The organism is Methanoregula sp. (assembly GCF_049690535.1).
GTDB lineage: Archaea > Halobacteriota > Methanomicrobia > Methanomicrobiales > Methanospirillaceae > Methanoregula.
The window spans coordinates 1-23,916 of sequence record NZ_JBAVMX010000092.1 but is presented as its reverse complement, the minus strand read 5'-3'; the positions used below and the strand labels follow the sequence as shown (position 1 = coordinate 23,916).

23 protein-coding genes and 1 pseudogene are annotated in these 23,916 nt (G+C 51.6%); 12 read left to right on the top strand and 12 right to left on the bottom strand.

Annotated elements, in window-relative coordinates:
* Window positions 1–18 precede the first annotated feature (18 nt).
* The gene (locus tag WCE46_RS06960; RefSeq protein ID WP_424732980.1) at window positions 19–1,992 is read right to left on the bottom strand and encodes a PINc/VapC family ATPase; all 1,974 of its coding nucleotides are present in this window, start codon (window positions 1,990–1,992) and stop codon (window positions 19–21) included.
* 1,136 nt (window positions 1,993–3,128) lie between these two features.
* Here WCE46_RS06960 and WCE46_RS06955 point away from each other — a divergent pair.
* The gene (locus tag WCE46_RS06955) at window positions 3,129–3,755 is read left to right on the top strand and encodes a DUF4352 domain-containing protein (protein WP_424732979.1); all 627 of its coding nucleotides are present in this window, start codon (window positions 3,129–3,131) and stop codon (window positions 3,753–3,755) included.
* Window positions 3,756–3,866: 111 nt separating this feature from the next.
* Entirely contained in the window at window positions 3,867–4,256 is a 390-nt protein-coding gene (locus WCE46_RS06950) for a cupredoxin domain-containing protein (RefSeq protein WP_424732977.1), read from the top strand.
* A 45-nt stretch (window positions 4,257–4,301) separates the two neighbouring features.
* On the opposite strand, the gene phoU is transcribed toward WCE46_RS06950, so the two are convergent.
* From phoU to WCE46_RS06915, 7 genes are all read right to left on the bottom strand, one after another.
* Window positions 4,302–4,952: a phosphate signaling complex protein PhoU gene (gene phoU / locus WCE46_RS06945; RefSeq protein ID WP_424732975.1), complete on the bottom strand. Its 651-nt coding sequence runs from the start codon at window positions 4,950–4,952 to the stop codon at window positions 4,302–4,304.
* 9 nt (window positions 4,953–4,961) lie between these two features.
* Window positions 4,962–5,723: a phosphate ABC transporter ATP-binding protein PstB gene (gene pstB / locus WCE46_RS06940; RefSeq protein ID WP_424732974.1), complete on the bottom strand. Its 762-nt coding sequence runs from the start codon at window positions 5,721–5,723 to the stop codon at window positions 4,962–4,964.
* Between the two features lie 3 nt (window positions 5,724–5,726).
* On the bottom strand, window positions 5,727–7,628 hold the full coding sequence (gene pstA / locus WCE46_RS06935) for a phosphate ABC transporter permease PstA (RefSeq protein WP_424732990.1): 1,902 nt from the start codon (window positions 7,626–7,628) through the stop codon (window positions 5,727–5,729).
* Between the two features lie 115 nt (window positions 7,629–7,743).
* Window positions 7,744–8,724 carry a phosphate ABC transporter substrate-binding protein gene (locus WCE46_RS06930; protein WP_424732973.1) on the bottom strand — a complete coding sequence of 327 codons (981 nt, stop codon included), beginning with the start codon at window positions 8,722–8,724 and terminating at the stop codon, window positions 7,744–7,746.
* Window positions 8,725–9,005: 281 nt separating this feature from the next.
* Window positions 9,006–9,971, bottom strand: a complete 966-nt coding sequence (locus tag WCE46_RS06925) for a cation diffusion facilitator family transporter (RefSeq protein WP_424732972.1) — start codon at window positions 9,969–9,971, stop codon at window positions 9,006–9,008.
* 69 nt (window positions 9,972–10,040) lie between these two features.
* Window positions 10,041–10,412 carry a phosphoribosyl-AMP cyclohydrolase gene (hisI, locus tag WCE46_RS06920; RefSeq protein WP_424732971.1) on the bottom strand — a complete coding sequence of 124 codons (372 nt, stop codon included), beginning with the start codon at window positions 10,410–10,412 and terminating at the stop codon, window positions 10,041–10,043.
* A 1-nt stretch (window position 10,413) separates the two neighbouring features.
* Window positions 10,414–11,595 carry an A24 family peptidase C-terminal domain-containing protein gene (locus tag WCE46_RS06915; RefSeq protein WP_424732970.1) on the bottom strand — a complete coding sequence of 394 codons (1,182 nt, stop codon included), beginning with the start codon at window positions 11,593–11,595 and terminating at the stop codon, window positions 10,414–10,416.
* A 252-nt stretch (window positions 11,596–11,847) separates the two neighbouring features.
* Between WCE46_RS06915 and WCE46_RS06910 the strand changes: the two genes are divergently transcribed.
* From WCE46_RS06910 to WCE46_RS06900, 3 genes are all read left to right on the top strand, one after another.
* Complete coding sequence (locus WCE46_RS06910) at window positions 11,848–12,459, top strand: hypothetical protein (protein ID WP_424732969.1); 612 nt, start codon at window positions 11,848–11,850, stop codon at window positions 12,457–12,459.
* Window positions 12,460–12,566: 107 nt separating this feature from the next.
* Window positions 12,567–13,676 carry a V4R domain-containing protein gene (locus tag WCE46_RS06905; RefSeq protein ID WP_424732968.1) on the top strand — a complete coding sequence of 370 codons (1,110 nt, stop codon included), beginning with the start codon at window positions 12,567–12,569 and terminating at the stop codon, window positions 13,674–13,676.
* Window positions 13,677–13,919: 243 nt separating this feature from the next.
* A complete protein-coding gene (locus tag WCE46_RS06900) occupies window positions 13,920–14,711 on the top strand; it encodes a response regulator (RefSeq protein ID WP_424732967.1) in 792 nt (263 codons plus the stop codon).
* Between the two features lie 65 nt (window positions 14,712–14,776).
* Here WCE46_RS06900 and minD read toward each other — a convergent pair whose 3' ends face one another.
* From minD to WCE46_RS06885, 3 genes are all read right to left on the bottom strand, one after another.
* Complete coding sequence (minD, locus tag WCE46_RS06895) at window positions 14,777–15,571, bottom strand: cell division ATPase MinD (RefSeq protein WP_424732966.1); 795 nt, start codon at window positions 15,569–15,571, stop codon at window positions 14,777–14,779.
* An 80-nt stretch (window positions 15,572–15,651) separates the two neighbouring features.
* A complete protein-coding gene (locus WCE46_RS06890; protein WP_424732965.1) occupies window positions 15,652–16,212 on the bottom strand; it encodes a hypothetical protein in 561 nt (186 codons plus the stop codon).
* A 26-nt stretch (window positions 16,213–16,238) separates the two neighbouring features.
* The gene (locus WCE46_RS06885; RefSeq protein ID WP_424732964.1) at window positions 16,239–16,949 is read right to left on the bottom strand and encodes a hypothetical protein; all 711 of its coding nucleotides are present in this window, start codon (window positions 16,947–16,949) and stop codon (window positions 16,239–16,241) included.
* Window positions 16,950–17,231: 282 nt separating this feature from the next.
* Between WCE46_RS06885 and WCE46_RS06880 the strand changes: the two genes are divergently transcribed.
* The 6 genes from WCE46_RS06880 to WCE46_RS06855 all read left to right on the top strand — a co-directional run bounded on the left by WCE46_RS06880 (window position 17,232) and on the right by WCE46_RS06855 (window position 23,003).
* Window positions 17,232–17,579, top strand: a complete 348-nt coding sequence (locus WCE46_RS06880) for a roadblock/LC7 domain-containing protein (RefSeq protein ID WP_422151960.1) — start codon at window positions 17,232–17,234, stop codon at window positions 17,577–17,579.
* Between the two features lie 25 nt (window positions 17,580–17,604).
* Window positions 17,605–18,339, top strand: coding sequence for a roadblock/LC7 domain-containing protein (locus WCE46_RS06875; protein ID WP_424732963.1), 735 nt, complete (start codon window positions 17,605–17,607; stop codon window positions 18,337–18,339).
* Window positions 18,336–18,488 (top strand): hypothetical protein, encoded by a 153-nt coding sequence (locus WCE46_RS06870; RefSeq protein WP_424732962.1) that lies wholly within the window; start codon window positions 18,336–18,338, stop codon window positions 18,486–18,488. Before WCE46_RS06875 ends, WCE46_RS06870 begins: the two co-directional genes overlap by 4 nt.
* A 325-nt stretch (window positions 18,489–18,813) precedes the next feature.
* Window positions 18,814–21,036, top strand: coding sequence for a type II/IV secretion system ATPase subunit (locus tag WCE46_RS06865; protein WP_424732961.1), 2,223 nt, complete (start codon window positions 18,814–18,816; stop codon window positions 21,034–21,036).
* Window positions 21,029–21,952: a type II secretion system F family protein gene (locus tag WCE46_RS06860; protein WP_424732960.1), complete on the top strand. Its 924-nt coding sequence runs from the start codon at window positions 21,029–21,031 to the stop codon at window positions 21,950–21,952. Before WCE46_RS06865 ends, WCE46_RS06860 begins: the two co-directional genes overlap by 8 nt.
* Window position 21,953: 1 nt before the next feature.
* A complete protein-coding gene (locus WCE46_RS06855) occupies window positions 21,954–23,003 on the top strand; it encodes a type II secretion system F family protein (RefSeq protein WP_424732959.1) in 1,050 nt (349 codons plus the stop codon).
* Between the two features lie 172 nt (window positions 23,004–23,175).
* On the opposite strand, the gene yciH is transcribed toward WCE46_RS06855, so the two are convergent.
* Window positions 23,176–23,481: a stress response translation initiation inhibitor YciH gene (gene yciH / locus WCE46_RS06850; RefSeq protein WP_424732958.1), complete on the bottom strand. Its 306-nt coding sequence runs from the start codon at window positions 23,479–23,481 to the stop codon at window positions 23,176–23,178.
* A 117-nt stretch (window positions 23,482–23,598) separates the two neighbouring features.
* Here yciH and WCE46_RS06845 point away from each other — a divergent pair.
* Window positions 23,599–23,916, top strand: a pseudogene (locus tag WCE46_RS06845) (cobyric acid synthase CobQ); the annotation flags it as partial.

The window sequence follows — 23,916 nt, the reverse complement described above, 5'->3', positions numbered from 1 at the left end:
GTAAAAAAACAGGGGGTGTTATACCGGCCTCAGCTTGATATTCTCGTTATTCTGGTAGCGCCGGATCATTTCCTGTGCGATGCTCGAGTTCTTGGCGAGGCTGATCTCTCCGGTCTCGTTTACCGTCGCCGTGAAGAGGTACTCCTTCCCCGCAAAGACGTCCACGATCTTCCCTGACTGTTCGGGAGCGACGATGACGAGCTGTTTCTTGTCGGTCTGGATCTTGATCCCGCTTCCGACTGAAAACTCCCCTTCCGCTTTCTGTGGCGTTACCTGAATCTGCCGGTCAAATTCAGACCTGGGCTTGATATCGATGCCGATCCCGATCTTGTTGACGATGGCCGAGATATTCTTGCCTCCCTTCCCTATAGCGGCCGGGACATCCTTGTCATCGATGTAGACGACAGCTTTTGTATCGCTGATCATATCGACATCGACAGCACCGTCCGTGTACCGCCCGATCTCGCGCTGGATCTCCTTTTCGGCAAGTTTCCAGCCGGGGCGTTCGTCGGTCGGGGCCTTGGGGGTCGCGTCCGGGATGGATGAAAGGGAACTGCCCGGTTTGTTGACCGGGAAGACCGGCTGGCTGATGCTGGTGGCCTGCGGCGCCGGGGTGCTTCGTGCGGCAGGTGCGGCGGCGGTACTCTCAAGCACCGGCATGACAATCGTCTGGCCGTCGTACCGGAACACATCGAGCACGAGTTTTCCGGTCTCGGATTCGGTGACGGTTGTCACGGGCCGGATGTGCATTTCGTTACCCATGCCTTCGGGCACTTTGATGGTAAAGCCGACATCGTAGATCTTCGTGACGACGCCTTTTTCCAGAAAGACGATCGTGTTGATGATCTGCGAGAGGACGGAGAAGTCCTCGCGGTCGGAGAAGCGCTGGAGCGCATCCTGCACGCTGTTTGCGTGGATGACCCCGATCATGCCGAGGCCGGCAAGCCGCATGTCGGCAAAGACCGTGAAGTCCTCGTTCTTCCGCAGTTCGTCGAAGATGACAAAGTCCGGGCGGACGAGCAGGAGGACATCGGCGGTGTTGGCCATGCTGCCGTCGAGCGTGGTGTACTGCGTGATCTGGTCGGGCACCTGGAGTTCGCGGGGCGCTTCCATGGTCTTGACGACATAGCCTGCATCGGAGAGGTACGTCGCGATCCCCTGGGCGAGCGTGGTCTTTCCTGCGCCGGGAGACCCGGCGATAATAAGGCCTCTCTGGTTGGAGACGATCCTTTTCTTGATGACGTCGGATTTCGCGTAGTTGTCGAGCGTGATGTCCACGATAGGGCGCACGGCAGTGATCTCCATGCCGTCCGAGAACGGCCTCCTCGCAATCGCGATGCGCAGGGAGCCGATTTGGACGACCGTTATGCCCCGCTTCTCGACCTCGATGAATCCGTCAGGGTCCCGTTTTGCCCGTTCGAGGATCTCCTGCGCGAGGTTGCGGAGTTCGTACTCGCTGCATGGCTGGTCACGGATCTTCACGAGTTTCATGTCGTTGATGGTGCCCTTCTTTGCGGCCGGGGGCACCCGTTCCTTGAGGTACACGGCAATGGTGTGCTCGTCAAAGAACTGGTCGATCCCGAGCGGGACAAAATCGGTGATCTGCGGTTTTAAGTAGATGACGTCGAGCCCTTTTGCCCGCGCCACTTCGGCCTGCACGTTGTCGCTCGTGATAAACCGTGCAGCATTCTCAATGGCGATGCCCCTGATCATCGCATCGATCTCGCCGCCGCTTGCAAGCTTGACCTGCTCGAGCGTGGGGCGGATACCGGAGAATTTGAGTTCTATGGTTTTCTCCTCGGCCATTTTGCACAGCGACTGCAGCTCATTTAAGCCCGAGAACCCTATTTCGCGTCCGTTATTTGCCTGGGCTTCGAGTTCTGCTATCACCGCTTCCGGGACGATTATTGTTGCTCCTTTGTATTCACCGGCCTTTATCATCGATGTTATGCGCCCGTCGATGAGGACGCTCGTATCTGGTACCAGTATCATAAAATATTCTCTCCCATATAGTATGGTGTTGTATACTATTCGTTCAACGACAGAGTATCGTTGATAGTTAAAGATATGAGGCGTTGGGGTTTATAAGGGGTTCGGCGGAAAAAATGGGAAAATCCGGGGGGACCGGCCACCGTCCCCTCAGTTTGATCCTGAACTAATGCCACCTTCCGGTTCCATACCCAATAAAGGGGGAGGGGGGTCCCCCTCCCCCATCCGGCCCGAATCGACCCCCCTAACCAAAAACGGTAACCTCACCAGATTTGTAATTACATCGTAGTTCCACAAGAAACACAGGATTTGGCCGTACAGAAAAAGAGTCGTTTCGCGGGAAAGGGGGGGAGGGGGGTCCCCCCCTCCATTAATTTTTCCGGAAGGGGATCACCCCCTCCCCATGTACCGGAGCAGGTAGGGGGTACCCCCTCCCCCCACCGGCCCGGACTGCGGCAGGGAACCTTCCCTGAGGTCATGCCTATTTTTCCCTTTCTTTTCCCTTCCGCTGCACATGAGTGCAAATTTTTTTTCACTCATCGCCAGCGTTATAACAAAACATAGAGAAGTATCCTTCATACACACTCAAAGGAGGTGAGCGAGAATGTTTGATTGGACGGTATTCCTTAACATTATCATCGCGATTCTCCAAGCCATTGTCCACGTCCTGCCTGCAGCGTGATACGGCAGAACAGAATCACGGGGAACCAGACCGGAACGTCCCTTGTGTCGTTCGCGATCAGTCGCACCGGGCGCTAAAGACCCCTGCGACAATTATTTTTTTTATTTTTCTTTCTCAAGTGCATAACCGCAGGTATGGTATGAATGTCGCGGGGGCCGGTATCATCGTGTCCGGTATCCCTCCTGAAGATCGTCGTTTTTTCATGACTCACTCCCTGTTCGCATTCCCCCGGGGGTGGAACACTATGGATACAGATTGTGCATCTCTGAATCATTTAAGGGAACTGACATTCATCCGGCACTGAAATAAAAAAGAAAATTCAATAAGGACGGCCGGCGCAGCATAGTACTCACACATCCAGAGCTTGCGGCAGGAAATACCATTTTTCCTGGATCTGTCCTGTGCCCTGAATTGTTCCCCGAGAAGGGTAACTATCGGGAAGATACGGTGGCGACCAATGTCAATAAAAAGGTGTCCCTGGTGCGGGACCGAAAACCCGACAATCTATGAGCATTGCATCAAATGCGGCGGGCCCCTGCCACTCAAAACGCCACCGCAGGAACTAAAAAAATACCTGATACCAGCGATCATTCTGGTATTTCTGGTCCTGGTCGGCGTCTATCTGGTCATCCCGGCGCTTCATCTCTCCATGGTAACCGGTATGAATATGTCAACTGCGATCAGTTCGGGTGCGGCATCGCCAACCCCGGTACCCCGTTATGATATCAACGAGCCGGTCCTTGATGGCGATCTCCAGGTGATGATAACGCAGGCACGTGCCGGGCAGAACACGTTCAACGCAGGCCGGTTTTACACGGTAACTGCCAGCATTCAGAATTTTAACCGGGATACGACAATCAGCATCCCCTCCGGTGACTTTATCCTGACTGATTCCCGTGGGAACAACTATTATTCCACCGGGATAGGATCCAAAGTCTCATACGATGCACTGCCCGGGACCACCGGCACGGTGGATCTGGTCTACATCATTCCGCAGGATGCACAAGGGCTGCAGGTGCTGTACACGTTCCCGGTATCATTAGTACCTGGTGCGGGCCGGCATGAGGTCGCGTTCGTCCTGTGATTGCTGCCCACCACAGGTAATATGTGAATCCTGGTCTCCCGTCGTTCGATCGCCGTGCCTTGCGGAGCGAACGACCACGACATTTTAATGCAATAGAATAAACCGTACTATATGCACGTTCGCTCCGGTCATTTCACGCTCTTGGCCGGTACACTTCTGCTGGTTGGCATGCTCATCCTTGTCGCGGGCTGCACAAGTCCGTCGTCCCAGCCGGCCCCCACCCCGACACCGGTGTATTCCCCAAAGACCACCATCCTGATCGGGAGTGCTGGGGTCAATCCCCAGATCCTCGTGATCCAGCGCACGGTCACCGTCACCTGGCTCAATATCGATATCGGGCGCCATATCGTCACCTCTGACACCGGGGATCCGGATTCGTTTACTTCCCCCCTGCTTGGTACCAACAACCGCTTCCAGTTCACGTTCACCGTGCCGGGAACATATACGTATCACTGCGCAGATAATCCATCAATAAAAGGGACGATTATTGTAAACAACTGACCGGATACGGCACTCACGTGGGGATCCTGCACAGGGAAACTCCGGTTATTTGATCTCTACCATCTCACCGGTTTCCATGTACTGGACGTTCTCGGCGATCTTGCAGGCGTGGTCTGCGCAGCGCTCCAGGTACCGGGCAATGATGATATAGAACGTCGCCTGCGTGATTGTCTTTGGATTCTCCATCATGTACGTGATCGCTTCACGGAAGATGGAATGGCGCAGCGCATCAATCGCGTCGTCCCGCGCCGAAAACCCTTCGAGTTTTTTTATATTCTCTGCCTCGTAGGCAGTGACGGAATCATCGATCATCGCAAGCACGTACTCTGACATGAGGGGAAGGCTCATCATGTTTGCAATATGGGGTTTGCCGGCGATCTCTTTTACGATCTTCGCGGTCGATTTGCCATACCTTCCGATCCTTTCCGAGGCGGCGATGACTTTGAGAGAGCAGACGATGGTCCGCATGTCTTTTGCCACCGGCTGGTTTAGGGCGATGAGCTGGTAGCAGTTCTCTTCAAGCGTACCCGTCATCTCCCGGAGCCGGTCTTTCCTGTCCAGAACGCTCGTTGCAAGGGCGTCGTCCTGGTTGATAAATGCATCCTGCGAGTCCTGGAGCATCGAGAGGGCAAACCGTGCCATCTCAGAGACTCCTGATTTGAGGTTTTTGAGTTCCGAATGGAATTTATCTGTCATATTCCCGCCTCACCCGAACCGGCCGGTGATATAGTTCTCGGTCAGGTCTTCTTTGGGGTGTTCGAAGATCTTTGTTGTACTGTCGTACTCGATCAGCTTACCGAGGTACATGAATCCGGTATAGTCGCTTACCCGGGCTGCCTGCTGCATGTTATGCGTGACGATGATGACCGTGTAATCCTCCTTGAGCATCTCAATAAGGTTCTCGATCTTTGCCGTTGCAATCGGGTCAAGTGCCGAGCAGGGTTCGTCCATGAGGATCACTTCGGGTTCGACCGCGAGGGTCCGCGCGATGCAGAGCCGCTGCTGCTGGCCGCCCGAGAGCCCGAGTGCGGACTCATCCAGCCGGTCCCGGACTTCTTCCCAGAGTGCAGCGTGCTTCAGGCTTTTTTCCACGATTGCATCCAGTTTCTTACGGTCGTTGATTCCGTGGACTCGAGGGCCGTACGCGACATTTTCGTAGATGGATTTGGGAAACGGGTTTGGCCGCTGGAAGACCATGCCGACCCTTTTTCTCAGGTTCACTACATCCATGTCGCAGGAGAGCATGTTCTCCTGATCAAGCAGGAGTTCCCCGGTGATCTTTACCCGGTTGATGAGATCGTTCATCCGGTTGAAACACCGCAGGAGCGTGGATTTCCCGCACCCGGAAGGTCCGATCAGTGCAGTGGTCTTTTTCTTTTCAATCTCCATGGAAATATCCTGGAGTGCATGTTTCTCGTTATACCAGAGGTTCAGGTTCCGTGTGGAAATGATTGTTGTATCCGACATAAGTTATCCCCGTGCCTTTTTTGCATAATGACTTCTGATCAGGATCGCGACCGAGTAAAACGCCACGACCAGCATCAGGAGGACAAGCGCCGTCCCGTACCTGTTGGTCGATGAGTTTGGTACATTGGTCGAAAGGATGTAGAGATGGTACGGCAGTGCCATGACCGGTTCAAAAAGCGAGTTTGGCAGGAACCGGGTTGAGAAGACGACTGCTACGAACATGATCGGTGCCGTCTCTCCGGCCGCCCGGCCGATAGAGAGGATCGCCCCGGTGACAATGCCCGGGATTGCCGGGGGGATGACGACCTTTCGGATCGTCTGCCACTGGGTGGCCCCGAGAGCAAGGCTCCCCTCACGGAGTGACTGCGGGACATTTTTAAGGGATTCTTCCGTTGTTCGGATGACGGTCGGGAGTACCATCAGGGCGAGCGTGATCATACCTGCAAGGAGTGAGACGCCGATCTTGAGAAAGAGTACGAGGAATGCAAAACCAAAGAGGCCAAAGACGATTGACGGCGTTCCGTTGAGGAGGTCCACGCCCGTCCTGATCAGTTTTGTAATCCGGCCCTCGCGGGTATATTCAACAAGGTAGATCGCAGCCCCGACCCCAATGGGCAACGCAATGAGAATGGCACCGGTTACCAGGTACAGGGTTCCGACAATCGCCGGGAAAATTCCCCCGGACCTGCCAAGATTGCTGGGGGCCTGGGTAAGGAAATCCCAGGAGAGTGCAGGGAAGCCGTTGATAATGATGTCTCCGAGAATGATCGCGAGGATTGCAAGAACGATCAGTGCCGCTGCCGTAATCACGGCAAAGGCTATTGTCTGGATATACTTTTGTGAGAGCCGGTCCCTGCCGTAATGCCAAGCTGCTGCCGCAAGAACGACTGCCAGTGCTGCCCACCAGAGACCGGCAGAAAGGAGCAGCAGTATGAGCAGGACGAGGGCAACGATCCGGAACCACTGGTCGAATTTGTTTTTGAGCGATGAGTAAAACGGCGATTTGAAACGGGGAGAGCGGGCAGGACCTGCGTTTCTCCCGTCACGGAGGTACGAAAGTATTGCCACTGCGCTCAGATTGACAATGAGCGCGATGATGAGCAGGACAACGGCGAGACCGAAGAGAGCGTGGTAGTGATCGCTTCCGACCGCAACGTCACCCATCTCGATACCAAGTGTTCCGGTGAGGGTGCGGATGGGGGATAGCACATTCCAGATGGGGTCCGGGATGAGAGCTGCATTTCCGGTCACCATGATAACAGCCATGGTCTCACCGATCGCTCGGCCGATACCGAGGATGATCGCAGCAGCAATCCCGGAGAGGGCGCCCGGGACAACGACCCGGCTGATCGTCTGCCACCGGGTGGCCCCGACAGCGAGAGACCCCTCGTGATATTCACGGGGAACCGAACTGATGGCATCTTCGGATACGCTGATGATCGTGGGAAGTGCCATGATCCCAAGGAGAACCGACCCGGCAAGCCACGTCTGCCCGGTCGGGATGTTAAACGTAGTACGGATGAACGTGGTCAGTACAATCAGACCAAAGAAACCGTAGACTACTGAAGGAATCCCGGCAAGTAGTTCTGTTGCCGGCTTGAGAATACTTTTTACCCGGGGGGAGGCGAGTTCTGATATATAGATCGCACAGCCGATGGAAAGCGGGACAGCAAATATCATGGCACCCAGGGTAACGAGGATCGTCCCGATAATGAGGGCAAAGATCCCGTAACTGGGTTCAACAGCGGAAGGAGTCCACGAACTTCCCAAGAGGAAATTGAAGATACCCACTGTCTGAAAGATCGGATAGCCATCCCGGAGCAAGAAGAGCAGGATAAATGAAACAACGACAACTGCAAAGAATGCTGTGAGGAAGAAGACGGATTTGACAATTTTTTCCTTGATCCGGGAAACCTGCGCGGTACACCCTGCGGCACTCCCGGTAAACCTTTGTAAGAATGTAATCGTTAGTCGCCCCCTTAAAACCAAAAAAGTGAAGTGGTTTTGTGTGATGATCCCATCAGGACGTCAGGGGGACGTAGCCCTGATCTGATACAATCTTCTGGCCGTCCGGGCTGAGGATAAAGTCGATGTAATCCTTTGCTAGGCCGGTGGGCTGGCCGTTTGTGATCATGTAGAGGTCACGGGAGATCGGATAGGTCTTGTTCGCGACTGTAGCCTGGCTGGGTACAATCATGCTTTGAGCATTGTACCAGATGGGCAATGCCTTGACATCCGATGAGAGGAACCCGATAGATACATACCCGATTGCTCCGGGAGTCTGGGCAACACTCTGTGCGACTGCACCGTTGGAATTCTGTTCAAGCATGGAAGTCGCCGGTTTCCCATTGTTTAATACAGTCTGATCGAAATACGTGCGGGTACCGGATGAACTGTCACGTCCGATGAGCACAATCTGGTTGTTGGTGTTGGGAACGCTTGCACCGGTAATCTGGGTCCACTTGGTGATCTTACCGGTGTATATCTGGTTGACTTGATCGAGGGTGATATACTGGATCGTGTTCTGCGGGTTGACGATAATTGCGATACCATCGTGAGCAACGGTGATCACATTAAAGGACGGATACTGTTTCATCTGAGCCGGGGTTATTGCTGCAGAGCTCATACCAATATCAACGGTCTTTGCACCGACTGCGGCGACACCGACACCCGATCCGCCACCGGATACCTGGATGTTTGCTTCTGGGTGCAGTTTCTCATAGGCATCGGCTGCAGCCTGTGCAATGGGCAGGACGGTTGTCGAACCAGAAACTGAAATGCTTTCCGGCTGTGCTGCAGTTGTCGGAACTGCCGTCGCTGATACTACCGGGGCTGCAGTGGCTGCGGCTGCCTGCGTGGCTGCTGCAGCGGCTGGTGTCTGGGTTGCAGCCGGGGAAGCGGTTGTCCCGTTGCTGGTACAGCCGGCAACGAGCATCGATACAATGAGTAATGCCGCGAGGCATACTGTCACAAATACATACGAACTCCGTTTCGTTTTCATGGTGTTCGATCATCAAATCAACCAGAGTTAATATACAGTTTTTCGACATAGAATATGTACGTATATACATTAAAAAGAGACAAATAGAGGTGAGTATATTAATCATATGTCTCTATCTATAAAGTGAGAGGATCTGGAATTACGCTGGTTCCCGATGTCCGGGGGTCATCTTTTATCGTGACGCTTCCAAAAGGTCGGGTTCAAGAGATGTAGATCAAGAAGAACGATCCCATCCACCAGTCCGGTTTTTAAACTATTTAAAAAAAACGAATTCCCCGCATTCACGGTTTGTGCAGTTTTTCCTTTTCATAATATGTACAAAATGAACCGCACCGGTTACATCCTTTGTTGCAGGGCTCGATATGGATGGTCACATTTGCTCTCGGGTACTCCACGAGCAGGTCTGCTTCGAGGTGATCGGCAAGATCGTGGGACTGGTTGACAGAAACTTCACCGGGAACCACCAAATGAAATTCGATAAATATTTCCGGCCCTGACCGCCGTGTACGGAGACCGTGGAACCCGGCATATTCGCTTGCATGAGCGCAGATGATCGCCTTGATCCGGTCTTCATCCAGTTTGGGGATCGAATGATCGATGAGATCGGCAAACGACCGTTTCAGGAGATTGACCGCGGCGTTCAGGATCACAAGGCCAACCGCAATGGCGATGATCGGGTCAAGAACCGTAAGGCCGGTGAAATGGATAAGGATCAATCCTGCAAAAACACCAAGCGATGTATAAATATCTGTCCGCAGGTGCCACGCGTCGCTCTCAAGGGCAATGGACTCTGTCTCTTTTGCTACCTTCATGAGACGTGTGGAGACATACCAGTTGGCGAGTACCGATATGCCCATCACCACAATACCGGCCGACAGCAGGGCGGGAGAGAACTCCGGTCCCTGTCCCCCCAGCAGTTTGAAGGAGGCTTCAAGGATAATCACGATCGCCGCAACAAAAATGAGCAGCGCCTCGATAAGCCCGGAGACATCCTCGAATTTCCCATGCCCGAACGAGTGGCCGGCATCAGGTGGCTCTGCGGATTTTTTCACTGAAAAAAAGGCGATGACCGCGGCGAGCAAGTCCATGGAGGAATGGATGGCCTCAGAGAGTATACTCACGGAGCCGATGGCAAAGCCCACACCAAATTTCAGGATGACAAGACCGGTATTGGAGATGACTGAAAGGTGAGCGGTGCGCTCTTTTAGCCGGTTTGTGGCTTCTCGTGTATCAGGTGAATCGCTCATACATATCGTCTCATCGTATGCCTGCCACAGGAAATGCCCTGATGAAATAATCCAGCGCCGGACACGGAATCAGTGCCCGGTCCTGCCATAGACTTTTTCCGGATCAAAGATCTTCCGGCCGATAATATCCCCGTCAAGCGACCTGAAAAAGCAGCTGTGGTACCCGGTATGGCAGGCAGCACCGGTCTGCTCAACTTCGTAAAGGATGCAGTCCTCGTCGCAGTCCACTAGGATTTTCACCACTTTCTGGAAATGGCCGCTCTCCTCGCCTTTCTTCCAGAGTTTTTTCCGGCTCCGGCTGTAGTAATGGGCATAGCCGGTCGTCTCCGTGAGGCGCACTGCCTCCTCGTTTGCGTATGCCATCATGAGGATATCCCGGGTTTTTGTATCCTGCACGATCACCGGGATCAGCCCACCGTCAGAGAACCGGAGGGGAAGCACCTTATGCACCACCGGTAATGAAGGTCATGATTGCAAGCAGGAAATCCCCGCAGACAATAGCGGTGATAAGGCCGGCAGTGATTGGGATAATGAACGGGACGGCATAGGAGATCCAGACCGTTCCTGCTTTTTTGTAGAGCCCCAGTTCCTTTTCGAACTCTTCAGGGTGTTCCCGGAGATCTTTTGTATAGATCCTGCCTTCGTCAGAACGCATCCTGCGCAAGGAGTCCCAGAATCCGATAAATTTCCGCTCCACAATGCCCTTTGTTTCAGTGAAGTCCTCCATCACAAAGCCCCATGAATCCTGGATTTTCTCTCCTTCGACCGGGAACCCGAAGAACATGTACTGGAGCGGAGCGCGGTTTCCTTTTACGATATTGATAATGAAAATACCCACCGGTGCGACCAGATTGAGGATCAACGCATTGATCAGCACCGAGAAGGAGAGGAACCCGAGCGGTGGCGTATTGAGGAGGGGGGTTATGGGGAAGGTCGGGATGCAGAATGCAATAAAGATAAGTGCCCATGCATCGGCGCCGCCAAAGAAGTGCATCTGGCCGAAGATGTAAAAGACACCACAGAAGATGGCCGCGAGGGCGATATAAATGCCGGAGACTCCCCAGCTCCCGCCGCCGATCATGTAGAACGACGCGATGGCAAGAATGATAATAACCAGGACGAAATACCAGCGGGTTAAGACGGCTTCCACATTTGAATCCAGCATGTTATCTTTCCGGAGCTGTTTTGCTGTAAGTTTCCGCTCCGGTCTCTTTTTGGATTCCCGGTAGGATACATAGGCAAGAAGCCCGACAAACATCACGTACCAAGGGATGAGCTGGATCTCGGGCAGTTTTCCTGTAGAAATAGCCGGTATGATAAACCAGGAGATGGCGGGAAGGGCAAGAACGGCTGCCAGGTAATAAAACCTGAACGGGGTGTCAGGGTCGCGGTTGTCGATATAGTCCGCGTAAAAGAAACTGGCTATCAGGGCGAGGTAACCAACGATCAGGCTGATATTTCCGGTCTGCTGGTAGAAGAGTACGATCGTTGCCGCGATTCCTACAATAACCATCGGATACCATGTCCTGAACGGCACGCGACGGTCTTTGATGTCCAGGTAAGAGGCATAGACAAGGGTAGCAAGAACCGCAACAGCGGAGATCACCATCGGGAAAAATATCATAAACAGAAATACCGTTATATCTCCTACAACTTATGCATGGCGATTCCCGGGGAGGATAGAACGGAATCCTCTTATGGTGAAAAGATAAGGTTGCAGTGGAATCGCTTTTAAATGGGGTTCTTCTTCATTCGCGCGAAGATAACTTCGCAAATATATAATACACCGGTTGCGAATAAATAATCGAGATTATTAAAAGGGCAGTCTGTGGGAGAATCAAAATATTCCTCCGCGTGCACGTAAGAGGATAAATTCATGGATCTTCAGGAACTGCTGGAAAACATCCTCAAGGGGTCAAAATATCTGGGCACCTATTCCCTCGCTGAACTGCTCACGCTTACCGCATCCCGGCACCTGAATGCTATCGCCGTGGCAAAAGAAGGGAGCAGCAAGTATTATCTTGCATTCTTAAATGGTGAGCCGGAAGGAGCGCTCTTTGTGGATACCGATGGGTCGCTTTTTGGCGACAAGGCAGTTGTCCATATCAGGGGAGACAGGGACTATGTCCTCTGCGATGTAAAACCGGATATTATCGATGCTCTTGTTATGGGGTGCCGGATCTTCGAAAAGGAACATATCCGGAAAAATGTTATGTATACGGTCCCGGAGATCGGGAGAAAAAGCCAGGGTATCGGGGTGGTGACCCTTTCCGTACGCCGGGAAAAGCAACCGCAGAACGGGGTGCGGGTCTCTATCAGGAAAGACGGAAAGATTGTGGGAAGCGATATCACTACCGGGAACGGGGAGGTCAGTTTCCGTGTGATGCACGGCGATTATGTCTGCCTTGTCCAGGAACGGACCCAGACCGTGACGCATTTCCCGATCATCTTTGATGAATCACACCCCTTCCATATTCTGGATATTTAATACCCAAACGGGGATTGTTACCGCTCTATTTTTTCTGATTTCCGACGGAAAAAACCACCGGGATCAAGACGAAATCCTTTAATTATAGAATAACAGAGTGATCGCGCATGAAGATTGGACGTGAGGACTTCGAGGCGTTGATCAAGGGAGAGAAGGATATCACTCCCTATATCGAACTTGACCCGGTGGCAGGTAACTACTCGGTTTTCGGGGTGAAAACAGCAAGCAACCCTAATTACCTGATTAAAGCTATTTACGAGATGTACGAGTCTCACTTAAACAAAAAGCTGGCAGTAAAGGCAGTACGCAAGCTGTTCCGGTCTGTGGGCATGGGATCCATTGGCCTGTATAATCTTTTAAAAAAATTTGGCATGGATCTGACACCCGGAGAATTTCTCATGCTTGTATTCAAACTCCAGCACCAGCAGGGCTGGGGGGCACCGTTTGAACTCGTGGAGCAAAGTGAAAAGAGGATTGTCCTCCGCACAAAGCATACGTTCGAAGCTGATATCTTAAAGGACTGGAAGATGCCGGTCTGCGGGGTACACATGGGGTGGATCGAAGGGGTTATGATGGCTATCACCAGCAAGAACTGGTACTGCCTTGAACGTAAATGTGTGGCAAACGGTGACGACTGCTGCGAATTTGTTATCGACCAGGTAGATCCCAGCTGGAAGTTCAAGGCACAGTCTGTGGTTAAAGGCGATTCAGCCATTACCGAGTTCATCGACCACAGGCCGGTGGAAGGGACGATCAAGCTGATCGATGATCCGGTGGTCATCATGCCGAGGTTTGTCTTCACGTCCATGATGAACTCCCTTAAAAAGACCATGGGCGAGATGCCGGCAGGCGGCGTAAACTACCGTGCCTACATGGACCTGGGTAAGGAGAACGTCGAACACTATAAAAATATGGGTATCACCCAGCCAAACACGCTCGCCGATATGGCGTTCACCTTCTATTCCCAGATGGGCTGGTTCCGGCTGGTCAAAAGCGAGTGGAATGAAGCCAAAAAGGAGAAGACCATCACACTCGAACACACTGTTGAATCCGAAGCATTCGGGACGACTGGAAAGAACGTCTGCTACTGCACTGCAGGTCTGCTCGCCGGGATAATAGAAGGATCCTTTGGTGTCAAAGTGCAGGGCCGTGAAATAAAATGCCGTTCGAAAGGTGACGAATTCTGCGTTTTCACCATCACCAACAAACCTGAATAAAACGAATATGTGCGCATGTCCTCAAGAAAGGGGAACCAGTCCCTTTTTTCCGGTTTTTTTAAGGGTCACCCAAATGTGTAGAATACATTAATGTTTCTTGTTGACTTTTCCTATCAGCACAATGAATCTACGTGGTGCGGGGATAGTGCTGGCTGCAAGGCTATTAATATATCCTAAAAATCTATACTTATGTAATTGAACCACATATTGTTCTAATAGGAAAAAGTCATCTCCGTGAATCCTATGCCCGCAGCTCTTCAGATCCTGATCGTGGAAGATGACGAAATAATCTCCAACCTCATCGGCGTAATCCTTGAAAAGAAGGGGTATGCTGTTGCCGGCAAGGTCACCACCGGGGAAGAGGCGGTCATGAAGGCCGCAGGATGCCTCCCGGATCTCGTTCTCATGGACATCAACCTTGCCGGGTCGCTTGATGGTATCTCTGCTGCACAGTATATCTATTCCATCTTCCACATCCCGGTGATTTTTTTGACCGGCCAGTGCGACGATGCAACCCTCAGCCGTGCAAAGGTAGCAGAACCGTATGGTTTTATCCTCAAACCATTCACCTCGAACGAGATCGTCTCCAATATTGAGATTGCACTGTACAACCACAGCATGCGCAAACGGTATTATGACAAGGCCGCTCTCTGGGATATGAAGAAGATCATGGCAGCACTCGAATCGGTGATCATTACCGACACCAGGGGCCGTATCATCTTTCTGAACCCGTATTCCTGCAGGCTTCTGGATGTTCTGGAAAAGGATGTACTGGTAAAACCCCTCAAACAGGTGCTGATTCTCGTCAACAAGCAAACCGGAGAACGGATCAATGACCCGGCTCTCGATGTGATCCGGGATAAGATTGTGGTAACCTATGATCTCAATACAGTGCTTGTTACCCTGGCAAACAAAAAACGATTTGTCGCACTCACAGCGCGTCCAGTAAAAGACGATAAGAATGAGATGATCGGGGTGTCCGTCCAGATCCGGGAAAAGACACTTACCGAAATCAAGATGGCGGGAAAAGCCTGAACAACGCTCCCAGATAGGAATGCCAGAACGGTAAAGAAAAAGACAAAATGAAGATTTAACAAAAGTTACTTCTCGGACTTCTTTTTGAAAAGTGCTTTGGAGAAACGGTCGATAAATCCTTCTCTGGCGACTTTAACCGGGCTCTCCGTGTAAGCGACGCCAATAAGGTCTGACGCAATCCTCTGTATTGCTTTTGATGCAGGTGAATCCGGATAGTTAATGACAATGGGGGCTCGGGCAGCTGCAGCCCGCCTCACATTGGCATCCTCCGGTATAATCCCGAGAACCTTTACCCCGAGAACTTTCTCCATCTTTTTGGAAATAATCTCGCTCTTATCCTGATCTACGCGGTTGATGATCGTACCGAGAACATGTCCGCCTACCACTTCCGTGAGGATTTTTGTTTTAAGGCCGTCGACAATTGATGAGAGTTCCGGGTTGACGACCAAGATAACCTCATCAGCAACGGCCAGCGGCACCACGCCATCCTTACTTATACCGGCAGGAGCATCTATCAGTAAAAATTCGCACCTTTTTACAATCTCCGACAAAACGTCGCGAATCTTGTCCGGGTCTGCCTGCTGAAAACCCTGCAGGGATATGCCACTCGGGATAACCTTGAGTCCGGCCGGGCCATTATAGATCCCCTCATCAATATTATTTTTTCCCGCAAGGATCTCATGCAGGGTTACCGGGGCATCCTGCAACCCCAAGATAAGACCGACGTTTGCCATGCCGATATCAGCATCCATAAGGTACGTCTCTTTTCCCAGTTTGGCAAGCATCGTTCCCAGATTGACAGAAACAGTGGTTTTACCCGTACCTCCTTTTCCGGATGCAATCGTGTATACCTTGACCATCGTACACCTGTCATTACGACTATAATTTACTTCAATTATACGTATAAGGAAATATTTTATTTATGTCTTTCATATCTGTGTTATATCCACGAGTTTAAAATATCTTTTGTCTCGCATATAAGTTCCTGTTCTGGTTCCTGAAGAGCAGGGTCGTTTATTTTTGCAATCACGATAAGATCCGACCCCTTATACACTATGCCAAATAGCATAATCCCGGGAAGCCGGATCTGTGGATTATCCATATACATCCCGCAGTACCTCGCGATATCATCAGCTGACGGTGACTTGATGGAAGATGCCAGTAAAAGTCCGTCTGCCGTAGCGAGTGTGATCTCATCAAGGAAATGTTTTTTTGCAAGAGCTGCAAGACTTTCTGAAAGATCTCCCATGCCCTCGATACAGTTAATCTCCAATGGACGATGAGGGGATGTACAAATCGCCTTATCAGCAGAGATCCCGGTGGTATCCACCAGAACTTTCTGTACGCGGAGGGGAATATGGCACGGGTCTTCAATAAGGGTACGCAATCTGGCGCTCGCATTGTCACGGAGTCTTTTTATGACAAGACCGGCCGTAATGCAGATCACGATCACAATACCCGTCACAAGGATGAATATCGTACTGTCAATACCAAAGATCATGGACATCCCGCCGGCCTCCTTTTAAACTAGTCCCGGTCCATCAGATGATCAAGATGAAGATTTTTTACCATCGTTTTGCAATCGTCCCTGATCTTGTCCGTCACCTGGTCCAGGTTCATTGAATCAAGAGTATCAAAGGTGTTCTCTGAACTGTTTTGTGAGACATCTTTTTCCAGGGGCTCCCTCTTCTCGGGAACCGATGCAGATGCTGCCCGGATCGAGGCCGGAGGCCCATTAGAGGCAGTTTTCGGGCCTGCGAGAGGTCGGGGTGTCATTTTTGCCGGTTGTGCAGCGGGATTTGACCAGTTTTCATGAGAGGGAGAGAGATTTGCTGCCGGGGCCGGGCCGGGTTTTCTCTCCATCGACCGTTGAACCGGATGTAACGGCGGATTTGCAGGTTTGTGGGGTGCCGGAGAGGTACGGCCGGTTTTTGTGATCCGCTCGGATTTATTGAATTCCAGGGAAAGCTGGATCTGCGCCTCGTTCAGGGTTGAAAGTGCTGCATCAATATCCTCATCTGCGAGGGCCACAAGCAGGCCCTCAAGTGCAGCATCCCCTTTGAAAGTGTTATACTCTGCAAGGATGCATTTTCCCGATTTCAGCACGAGCGTGCTGATACTATCCCGGCACGAAATACTGCAGATTCCGGAGAATTTTCCCCGCTCCAGATCTATAAGGAGGTCTCCGGTTTTTAGATTTTTCTGGATCTCGCGGAATGTCCCGCGGGGAAGTTGCATGATCACTCTAATGATCGCATTCTTGTATATAGTTTCTTTTTTTTTTGAAATATTTGGGACGTATTATCACACATTTTCAGGGTACCGATTTCGGGAAGTCCGGCATTCTTTTCTCAACCGGTTTCTAAACAGGTATCGTATTTATTACCTGCTTGAAACACCGGTTTCAGCCAAGCGCAGATTTTGGTATTTTAGTGGGCAAATCCGCACGCTCTCCCGGAAAAAACCCAACATTTTAATAGAAAAAAAGCAAGAGAGTAACATTTATTAAGTGGTGGGAAGATGCTCAAGCCGTTATTAGAGGAGTTTCTGAGGGTTGAGGGGGTATCCGCGGCAGTGGTCGTCGGACGTGACGGGTTCGTGATCGAAAGTGCGGTTTCCGGTAAGGTCGATATCGAGGCACTAGGTGCCATGGCCTCGACCGGGCTGGGTACTTCTGAAGCAATGGGAAATACTCTGGGGAAAGGTGAACTCTCCCAGATGCTTGTTGAACTGGAGAAAGGTCCTATTATTCTTGCCCCCCTCTCTGCGGACGAATTGATCGCCCTCGTTGCAGATACAACGGCAAATATCGGAAGGATTCGTTACGAATTAAAGAAGAACAAGGAACGTATTGTCGCGGCACTATAGTTCCCTTATCTTTAGATCCCTTTTTATGAAACTGCCGGCAGGAACAGAAGGGGGTATCATTATAAATCCCCAGAAAGAGGGTATGCTCCAGTACCTGATGGCATTTAAGGGGGCAATCATGATCGACTCCGGCCGGGGAAAGGGTTTCATTCTTACGCGTAATGGAGACCTGATTGCCGCATACTTTAAAGACAAAGACGGGGTTTACCGGGGGGCAGCTGCGGTCCATAATCTGATGTCTGCCTCTGGCGGCGATAACAGTCTGCCTCAACAGAATTTTGTTATGAGGGCGTACAGCGATGAAGATTTTTCAGAGGCACTGGAAATGTGCACAAAGGGGGGACTCCTCATAGAAGCGGTTCCTTCAGCTGCTATAGACACCCCTGCCCTGGCAGCGACACACGAATCTCCCCGACATCCCCCTATATCCCTTAATGAATCAACCCTTGCAAAAATTATCAGCCAGCCCGGCGTCGTGGCGGTCTCTGCTTTCTATGAAGGATTTCCGGTACAGTCACTGGGGGAGGGGGATTTTGAGCATGTGGCTGCACGTGCGGAGGATCTCCTGCGGGCAGGAACCAGAATCGCACAGGATATGAATCTCGGGCAGCCCAATCAGCTGATCCTTGAAACAGCGGATAATAAATTTATTATTGCACCCTGCGGGGATCTTTTTATCTGCATTATCACCCGTGCAGAGGTCCAGCTTGGCCTCATGCGGGTCCTTCTTAAAAGTATCCAGAATGAGGTGGGCGGATGATGCCTGATCCAGGTAAGATTGATGCAGGATCCGGTAACTTTCTCAAACAGTTTCAGAGGATAGATATAGTGCGAGATAAAATAATCTTTTATAAAATCCCTGTGAGCGATATCACCAGAAAGGAGGCGGTTCAGGTTGAAATCAGATGATGAGGCTCATGATGATATTAGTACCCTTCTAAAAAAAATCCGGGGTGCACAGGCTCCGGAAGGTGATCCAGCAGTCCCGGTACCATCACCCCCGGAAAAGAGTCTGGGATCCGGAGCACCGGAACCGGGCGGTGCGGGTGATTTCTCTGCACTTATACAGAAACTTGGCATGAACAGGGCTGGCACTGCTCCCGAAGGTGCACCGGCTCCGGAAGGTGAACCGGCAGTCCCGGTACCAGCATCACCCCCCGAAAAGAATCTGAGATCCGGAGTACCGGAACCGGGCGGTGTGGGTGATTTTTCTGCACTTATACAGAAACTTGGCATGAGTGAAACCGGCAACACACCCCTGGGTACTACGGGTACTGTCGATGTGCCGACTCCAACATCTCCTGATGAGGGGGATGATTTCGATGATCTGCTTGAAGATATGCCTAAGCCCGAACCGGTTCAACAGCCTGATGGTGTGAAAGGAACTGATGTGCATGATGTGCTGGGAACATTTCTGGCACAGTCAGGGACTGCACCTGCCGCACCCACATCCCCTGCCAAAGAAAATGCCATTCCCCCCTCTGCTGAATCCCCGGGCGAACCCGTTGTTGAAATTATAGACGAAGATCCCCGTGATCGCAAAAGTGCCTCATTTTTCAGGAACCAGAAGAAAGCCCCGAAAGCCACATCAGGGCTCTCTGCTGATGACACCGGTGCGGGTGAAAAAGAGGAGCGGGTCATCTCTGTTGACCAGATCTCCGACCTCTCCGGGCTTATCCTCCCAAAAGGTGCGACATTCCAGATAGAAGAAATCAAACTTCACGGGAGAATAAATGCGTTCGAGAGCACCGGGATCGGAACCCTTCCCCCGGAGCTTGCGGATATCTGGAAACGGGAATTCTCGATGGCGGGGTTCAAGGATCTCGAATCCGGGTTTTCATTCAATGATGAAAAGGTAACCCCGACTGCAGAAAAGAAGTCCCGCTTTGCAGCACTTTTCAGCGCCATACATTCAGCAACCGTGGAATACAATCCCAAAGAGCATGGCCCCCTTGTGGATCTTTCCTTCGAGGCGAAACCGGGCGTCGAAGAGATGGAGATGTACCCGGTTAATGAACCCTACGCATATGTCCGGGTCATCTATGATCACTCCACGCATGAATATACCTACCAGGTGATCGAACCTGTTCTTTCCGAGCCTGAAAAAGACCTGTTAAAGGAATTAAAAGAACGCCTCTTTGAAACGCTTGATATCAACACCAAAGATATATCCAAAGAGGAAGCACGGCGCCAGCTCAGAAGTTCGGTGGATGATATCCTTGCCGATTTCGGGATCAAGCTCAGCCCGGTCCAGCGTGAGAAGATCCTTTATAACATGCATAAGGATTTCCTGGGAGATGGCCTGATCGATGCGATCATGCATGACAAGTACATCGAGGATATCTCCTGCGACGGTATCAACGTTCCGTTATTTGCATTCCATGCAAGTTACGAGTCGATGAAGACGACGCTGACCTACCACAATGCCGAGGAGCTCGACTCGTTTGTCACTAAACTAGCCCAGCGTGCCGGCAAGTACATCTCCATTGCTGAACCGATTCTCGATGCAAGCATGAGCGATGGTTCCCGTATCCAGATGACGCTTGGGCAGGAAGTAACCGCCCACGGGTCCACATTTACTATCCGTAAGTTCAAGGATGAGCCGATCACCCCGACCGATCTCATCGAATGGCACACGTTTGCCCCGCTGTCTGTCGCCTATATCTGGCTGGCCGTCGAGAACGGCAAATCCGCAATCTTTGCCGGGGGAACTGCATCAGGTAAGACCACATCATTAAACGCGATCTCACTGTTCATTCCCCCGATGGCGAAGATTGTCAGCCTTGAAGATACCCGGGAAGTGAAGCTTCCCCACCCCAACTGGATCCCGAGTGTGACCCGTGATTCGTTTGATACTGCAGGGCGGGGAGAGATCAACATGTACGAACTCCTGCGTGCCGCCATGCGGCAGCGGCCGGAGTACATCATCGTCGGAGAAGTCCGTGGCAAGGAGTGCCAGACGCTCTTCCAGGCAATGAGCACCGGCCATGTCACGTATTCCACGATCCACGCAGACTCGGTATCGAGCGTCGTCCACCGTATCGAGAACCCGCCCATGGATGTGCCGCGTAACATGCTCTCGGCTCTTGATATCGTCTGCATCCAGGTACAGGCTCGGGTGGGTGGCAAACGCATCCGCCGGAACAAGCAGATCGTCGAGATCCTCGATATTGACCCACGGACAAACGAACTTATAACAAACGAGGTCTTCAAATGGCGGTCAGCGACCGATGAGATCACCTATTCGGGGAAGTCCTACATCCTTGAAGAGATCATGGAGGCCCGAGGCTGGAACGAGAACCGGATGAGGGAAGAGCTCAAGCGCCGGCAGGAAGTGCTGGAGTGGATGCGCATCAAAAAGATCCGGCATTATAAGGATGTAGCAAAGATCCTCATTTCCTATTACCGTGAGCCGGAAGTTGTTATCGAACGTGTAAGGAAGGACCTGTATGAATAGTTTTGAACGGTTCTGCTTCAACCTGCTCGGTATGAAGATGAAAGCGAGGCGGGAACAGTACTCCCAGCTCCGCAATGACATTATATCGGCCCGGCTTAAAACCCCGTTTGAAGTCTATATCTCTACTGCCATTGTCAGTTCAGTCCTTGTTGGCCTTATCTCGGCGGTAGCACTGGGATTTTTCACCTGGCTCCTTAAACTTCCCAACCTCATAAAATACAAAGGAGAGGTCCCTGCGTCGTTCCTCTTTTTATCCCAGCACAGTCTCATTATCGGGACAGTTTTTGTGATTATCTTCTCCCTTCTGGTTTTTGGCGGGATGACATATGCGGTATTCCTTATCTATCCATCGGTTATGGCCGGAAACAGGCGCCGGAATATTGATGCGACACTACCATACGCTATCAACTATATCACATCCATGTCCACTGCTGGCATCACCCCGGCAGAAATCTTCCGCCTGCTGGGAGACAGTCCAATCTATGGCGAGAGTTCGGTTGAAGCGAGGTATATCGCGCGGGAGATTGATATATTTGGGAGAGATCTTATTGATGCACTCAGAGTCGTCTCTGCAAGCACTCCTTCCCGAAGGATGAAAGAATTTTTACAGGGTTCGATGGCCAGTATTTCCAGCGGGGGGAACCTCACGGACTATTTCCGTACCAAGGCAAACCAGTACGCCCTAGAGAACCGCCAGACCCAGAAAATGTTCCTGGATACGCTCGCGTTAATCTCGGAATCGTACGTGACAGCCATGGTGGCTGGCACGCTTTTTTTGATCATTCTCCAGTCGATCATGTCGGTCCTTGGGGGCGATACAAAGCCGATGTTCCTCTATGTCATCATCTATATGATGATCCCCTTTGGCACGATGATGTTTATCATAATGATTAGCTCTATGACCCCGGAGACCTGATATGGCATTCAAAGATACGTTCACGGGAATACTCGGGCAAAAAAAGAACCCGGCCTCTGAGCCCCCCCTCCCGCTTACCCGCGCAGAGATGGATTCGGTTGAAGAGGAACTCACTACGATCACTGCCAGGCTTGAGAGCGAACGGAAAAGCCGGGAAGGAATTGGGCGATTCTTTAAACATCCTCTCACGGTTCTCATTGAACAACCCGTTAATATCCTCATTGCCTGTGTCCCCCTGTCGTTGATAGTCTTTATCGGCGGGTTTATCTTGATGGTGAAGACGTACGGTATCAAGGTGCTCTTTACTTCGACGGTCATCGATGATTTTGCAGTGCTTGCGATACTTATCTCAATTATTCCTCTGGCAATCCTTGATTTTAGGGAACAGCAGCGGATAAAAAATCTCGAGGAGGCTCTTCCCAACTTCTTTCGCGACCTTGCCGGGATGAACGATTCCGGTATGACGCTCCCGAATGCAGTTCACCTTGTCGCCGGCGCAGAATATGGTGCCCTGACGCCCCATATCCGGAAACTGGATAACGAGATGTCCTGGGGCGTCGGTTTTGTTGAGGGCATGAACCGGTTTGGGAAGAATCTGGGAACACCGCTTGCCGACCGGAGTGTCGACCTGATTGCAAAAGCAAGCAAGGCCGGTGGGGATATCAGCGAGGTGCTCCGTGCAGCAGCGAGCGATACCTTTGAGGTGGTCAACCTTTCCCAAGAACGCCGGAATAACATGTTTATCTATGTGATCATCGTGTTAGTCTCTTGGGCAGTCTTCATGTTTGTCATTGCGATTCTTGTGAGTTCCTTTTTGAGTACTATGGCCACGGCGGGCATGGCAGCGCAGGCAACGACTGCCAGTAGCAAGTTCATGGGCAGAATCGATCTTCCGGCGTACAAACGGTTGTTCACCCATGCAGCGATGATCCAGGGATTTTTCTCGGGTCTCTGCGCCGGTCAGATGGGTGAAGGACGGGTTGTTGCAGGTCTTAAATATTCTGCGCTTATGCTGATCATATCGTGGGTCGTGTTCCGATTCTTCATCTGATTTTTTTCGACCGTCTTTATTGTGGACCATTTTTAATTCCGGGAAGAGCCACGGTTAACGGGCAGAACTAGTCGTCGGGAGTATGTGATCCTCATAAACACAAATCCGGCAACCGGCGCTGACAGCGTATCGGTAAAAATAAAAAATAGGAAAATATCGGGGGTTTTCCCCATCACGAGATGTTTTCGGTACTATACCCTTTCAAAGAGAGGAGCTCTTTTACGCGGTCACGGTGATTGCCCTGGAGTTCAATAGAATTCCCTTTCACGGTTCCGCCACAGGCGAGTTTCCCTTTCATGAACTTGGAAAGTTCTTCGAGATCAATATCGGTCGGGTCGAGTCCTTCGATGACGGTCACTTCTTTCCCGTACCGGCGTTTATTCACTTTCACATTGATCCGCTGCTGTTCTTTTGCTACCTCCTCACAGATACACAATTCCCTGGGAAGTCCACACGTCGGGCAAATGCCACCAATCATTACAGCTCTTTTTAAGTTCTGGTTATTTATTACTTGGCATTGTCCGGACGGGATAAGGCGTTTGCCGCAGTTTCCGGCACGCATCCGTTTTATGTGCGGCCATTCAAATGTGTTAGTATGCCGCTCATGGTCGTGGGGACTTCGTCGCATGTGGGAAAAAGCGTAACCGTGGCTGCGATCTGCCGGTGCCTTGTGCGCCGGGGAATAAGCGTTGCGCCGTTCAAGTCCCAGAACATGAGCCTGAACTCATTTGTGACCGCAGATGGCGGCGAAATCGGAATGGCACAGGCGATGCAGGCCTGGGCAGCTCGGCTCTCTCCTACAACCGACATGAATCCGGTGCTCCTCAAACCCAAGGGGGACCGCATCTCCCAGGTGGTGCTTTTCGGTCACCCGTATAAGGATGTCCCGATTGCGAACTACTATGCGGAAACG

Excerpts from the sequence above, each read along its gene's own strand:
- yciH (WP_424732958.1), bottom strand. The coding sequence starts at position 23,481 with ATGATTGGTGGCATTTGCCCGACGTGTGGACTTCCCAGGGAATTGTGT.
- WCE46_RS06870 (WP_424732962.1), top strand. The coding sequence starts at position 18,336 with ATGATGCCTGATCCAGGTAAGATTGATGCAGGATCCGGTAACTTTCTC.
- WCE46_RS06960 (WP_424732980.1), bottom strand. The coding sequence starts at position 1,992 with ATGATACTGGTACCAGATACGAGCGTCCTCATCGACGGGCGCATAACA.
- WCE46_RS06910 (WP_424732969.1), top strand. The coding sequence starts at position 11,848 with ATGGATCTTCAGGAACTGCTGGAAAACATCCTCAAGGGGTCAAAATAT.
- WCE46_RS06905 (WP_424732968.1), top strand. The coding sequence starts at position 12,567 with ATGAAGATTGGACGTGAGGACTTCGAGGCGTTGATCAAGGGAGAGAAG.
- WCE46_RS06875 (WP_424732963.1), top strand. The coding sequence starts at position 17,605 with ATGAAACTGCCGGCAGGAACAGAAGGGGGTATCATTATAAATCCCCAG.
- phoU (WP_424732975.1), bottom strand. The coding sequence starts at position 4,952 with ATGACAGATAAATTCCATTCGGAACTCAAAAACCTCAAATCAGGAGTC.
- WCE46_RS06865 (WP_424732961.1), top strand. The coding sequence starts at position 18,814 with ATGAGTGAAACCGGCAACACACCCCTGGGTACTACGGGTACTGTCGAT.
- pstB (WP_424732974.1), bottom strand. The coding sequence starts at position 5,723 with ATGTCGGATACAACAATCATTTCCACACGGAACCTGAACCTCTGGTAT.
- WCE46_RS06855 (WP_424732959.1), top strand. The coding sequence starts at position 21,954 with ATGGCATTCAAAGATACGTTCACGGGAATACTCGGGCAAAAAAAGAAC.
- WCE46_RS06880 (WP_422151960.1), top strand. The coding sequence starts at position 17,232 with ATGCTCAAGCCGTTATTAGAGGAGTTTCTGAGGGTTGAGGGGGTATCC.
- WCE46_RS06915 (WP_424732970.1), bottom strand. The coding sequence starts at position 11,595 with ATGATATTTTTCCCGATGGTGATCTCCGCTGTTGCGGTTCTTGCTACC.
- WCE46_RS06955 (WP_424732979.1), top strand. The coding sequence starts at position 3,129 with ATGTCAATAAAAAGGTGTCCCTGGTGCGGGACCGAAAACCCGACAATC.
- minD (WP_424732966.1), bottom strand. The coding sequence starts at position 15,571 with ATGGTCAAGGTATACACGATTGCATCCGGAAAAGGAGGTACGGGTAAA.
- WCE46_RS06930 (WP_424732973.1), bottom strand. The coding sequence starts at position 8,724 with ATGAAAACGAAACGGAGTTCGTATGTATTTGTGACAGTATGCCTCGCG.
- WCE46_RS06890 (WP_424732965.1), bottom strand. The coding sequence starts at position 16,212 with ATGATCTTTGGTATTGACAGTACGATATTCATCCTTGTGACGGGTATT.
- WCE46_RS06885 (WP_424732964.1), bottom strand. The coding sequence starts at position 16,949 with ATGCAACTTCCCCGCGGGACATTCCGCGAGATCCAGAAAAATCTAAAA.
- WCE46_RS06950 (WP_424732977.1), top strand. The coding sequence starts at position 3,867 with ATGCACGTTCGCTCCGGTCATTTCACGCTCTTGGCCGGTACACTTCTG.
- WCE46_RS06925 (WP_424732972.1), bottom strand. The coding sequence starts at position 9,971 with ATGAGCGATTCACCTGATACACGAGAAGCCACAAACCGGCTAAAAGAG.
- WCE46_RS06860 (WP_424732960.1), top strand. The coding sequence starts at position 21,029 with ATGAATAGTTTTGAACGGTTCTGCTTCAACCTGCTCGGTATGAAGATG.
- WCE46_RS06900 (WP_424732967.1), top strand. The coding sequence starts at position 13,920 with ATGCCCGCAGCTCTTCAGATCCTGATCGTGGAAGATGACGAAATAATC.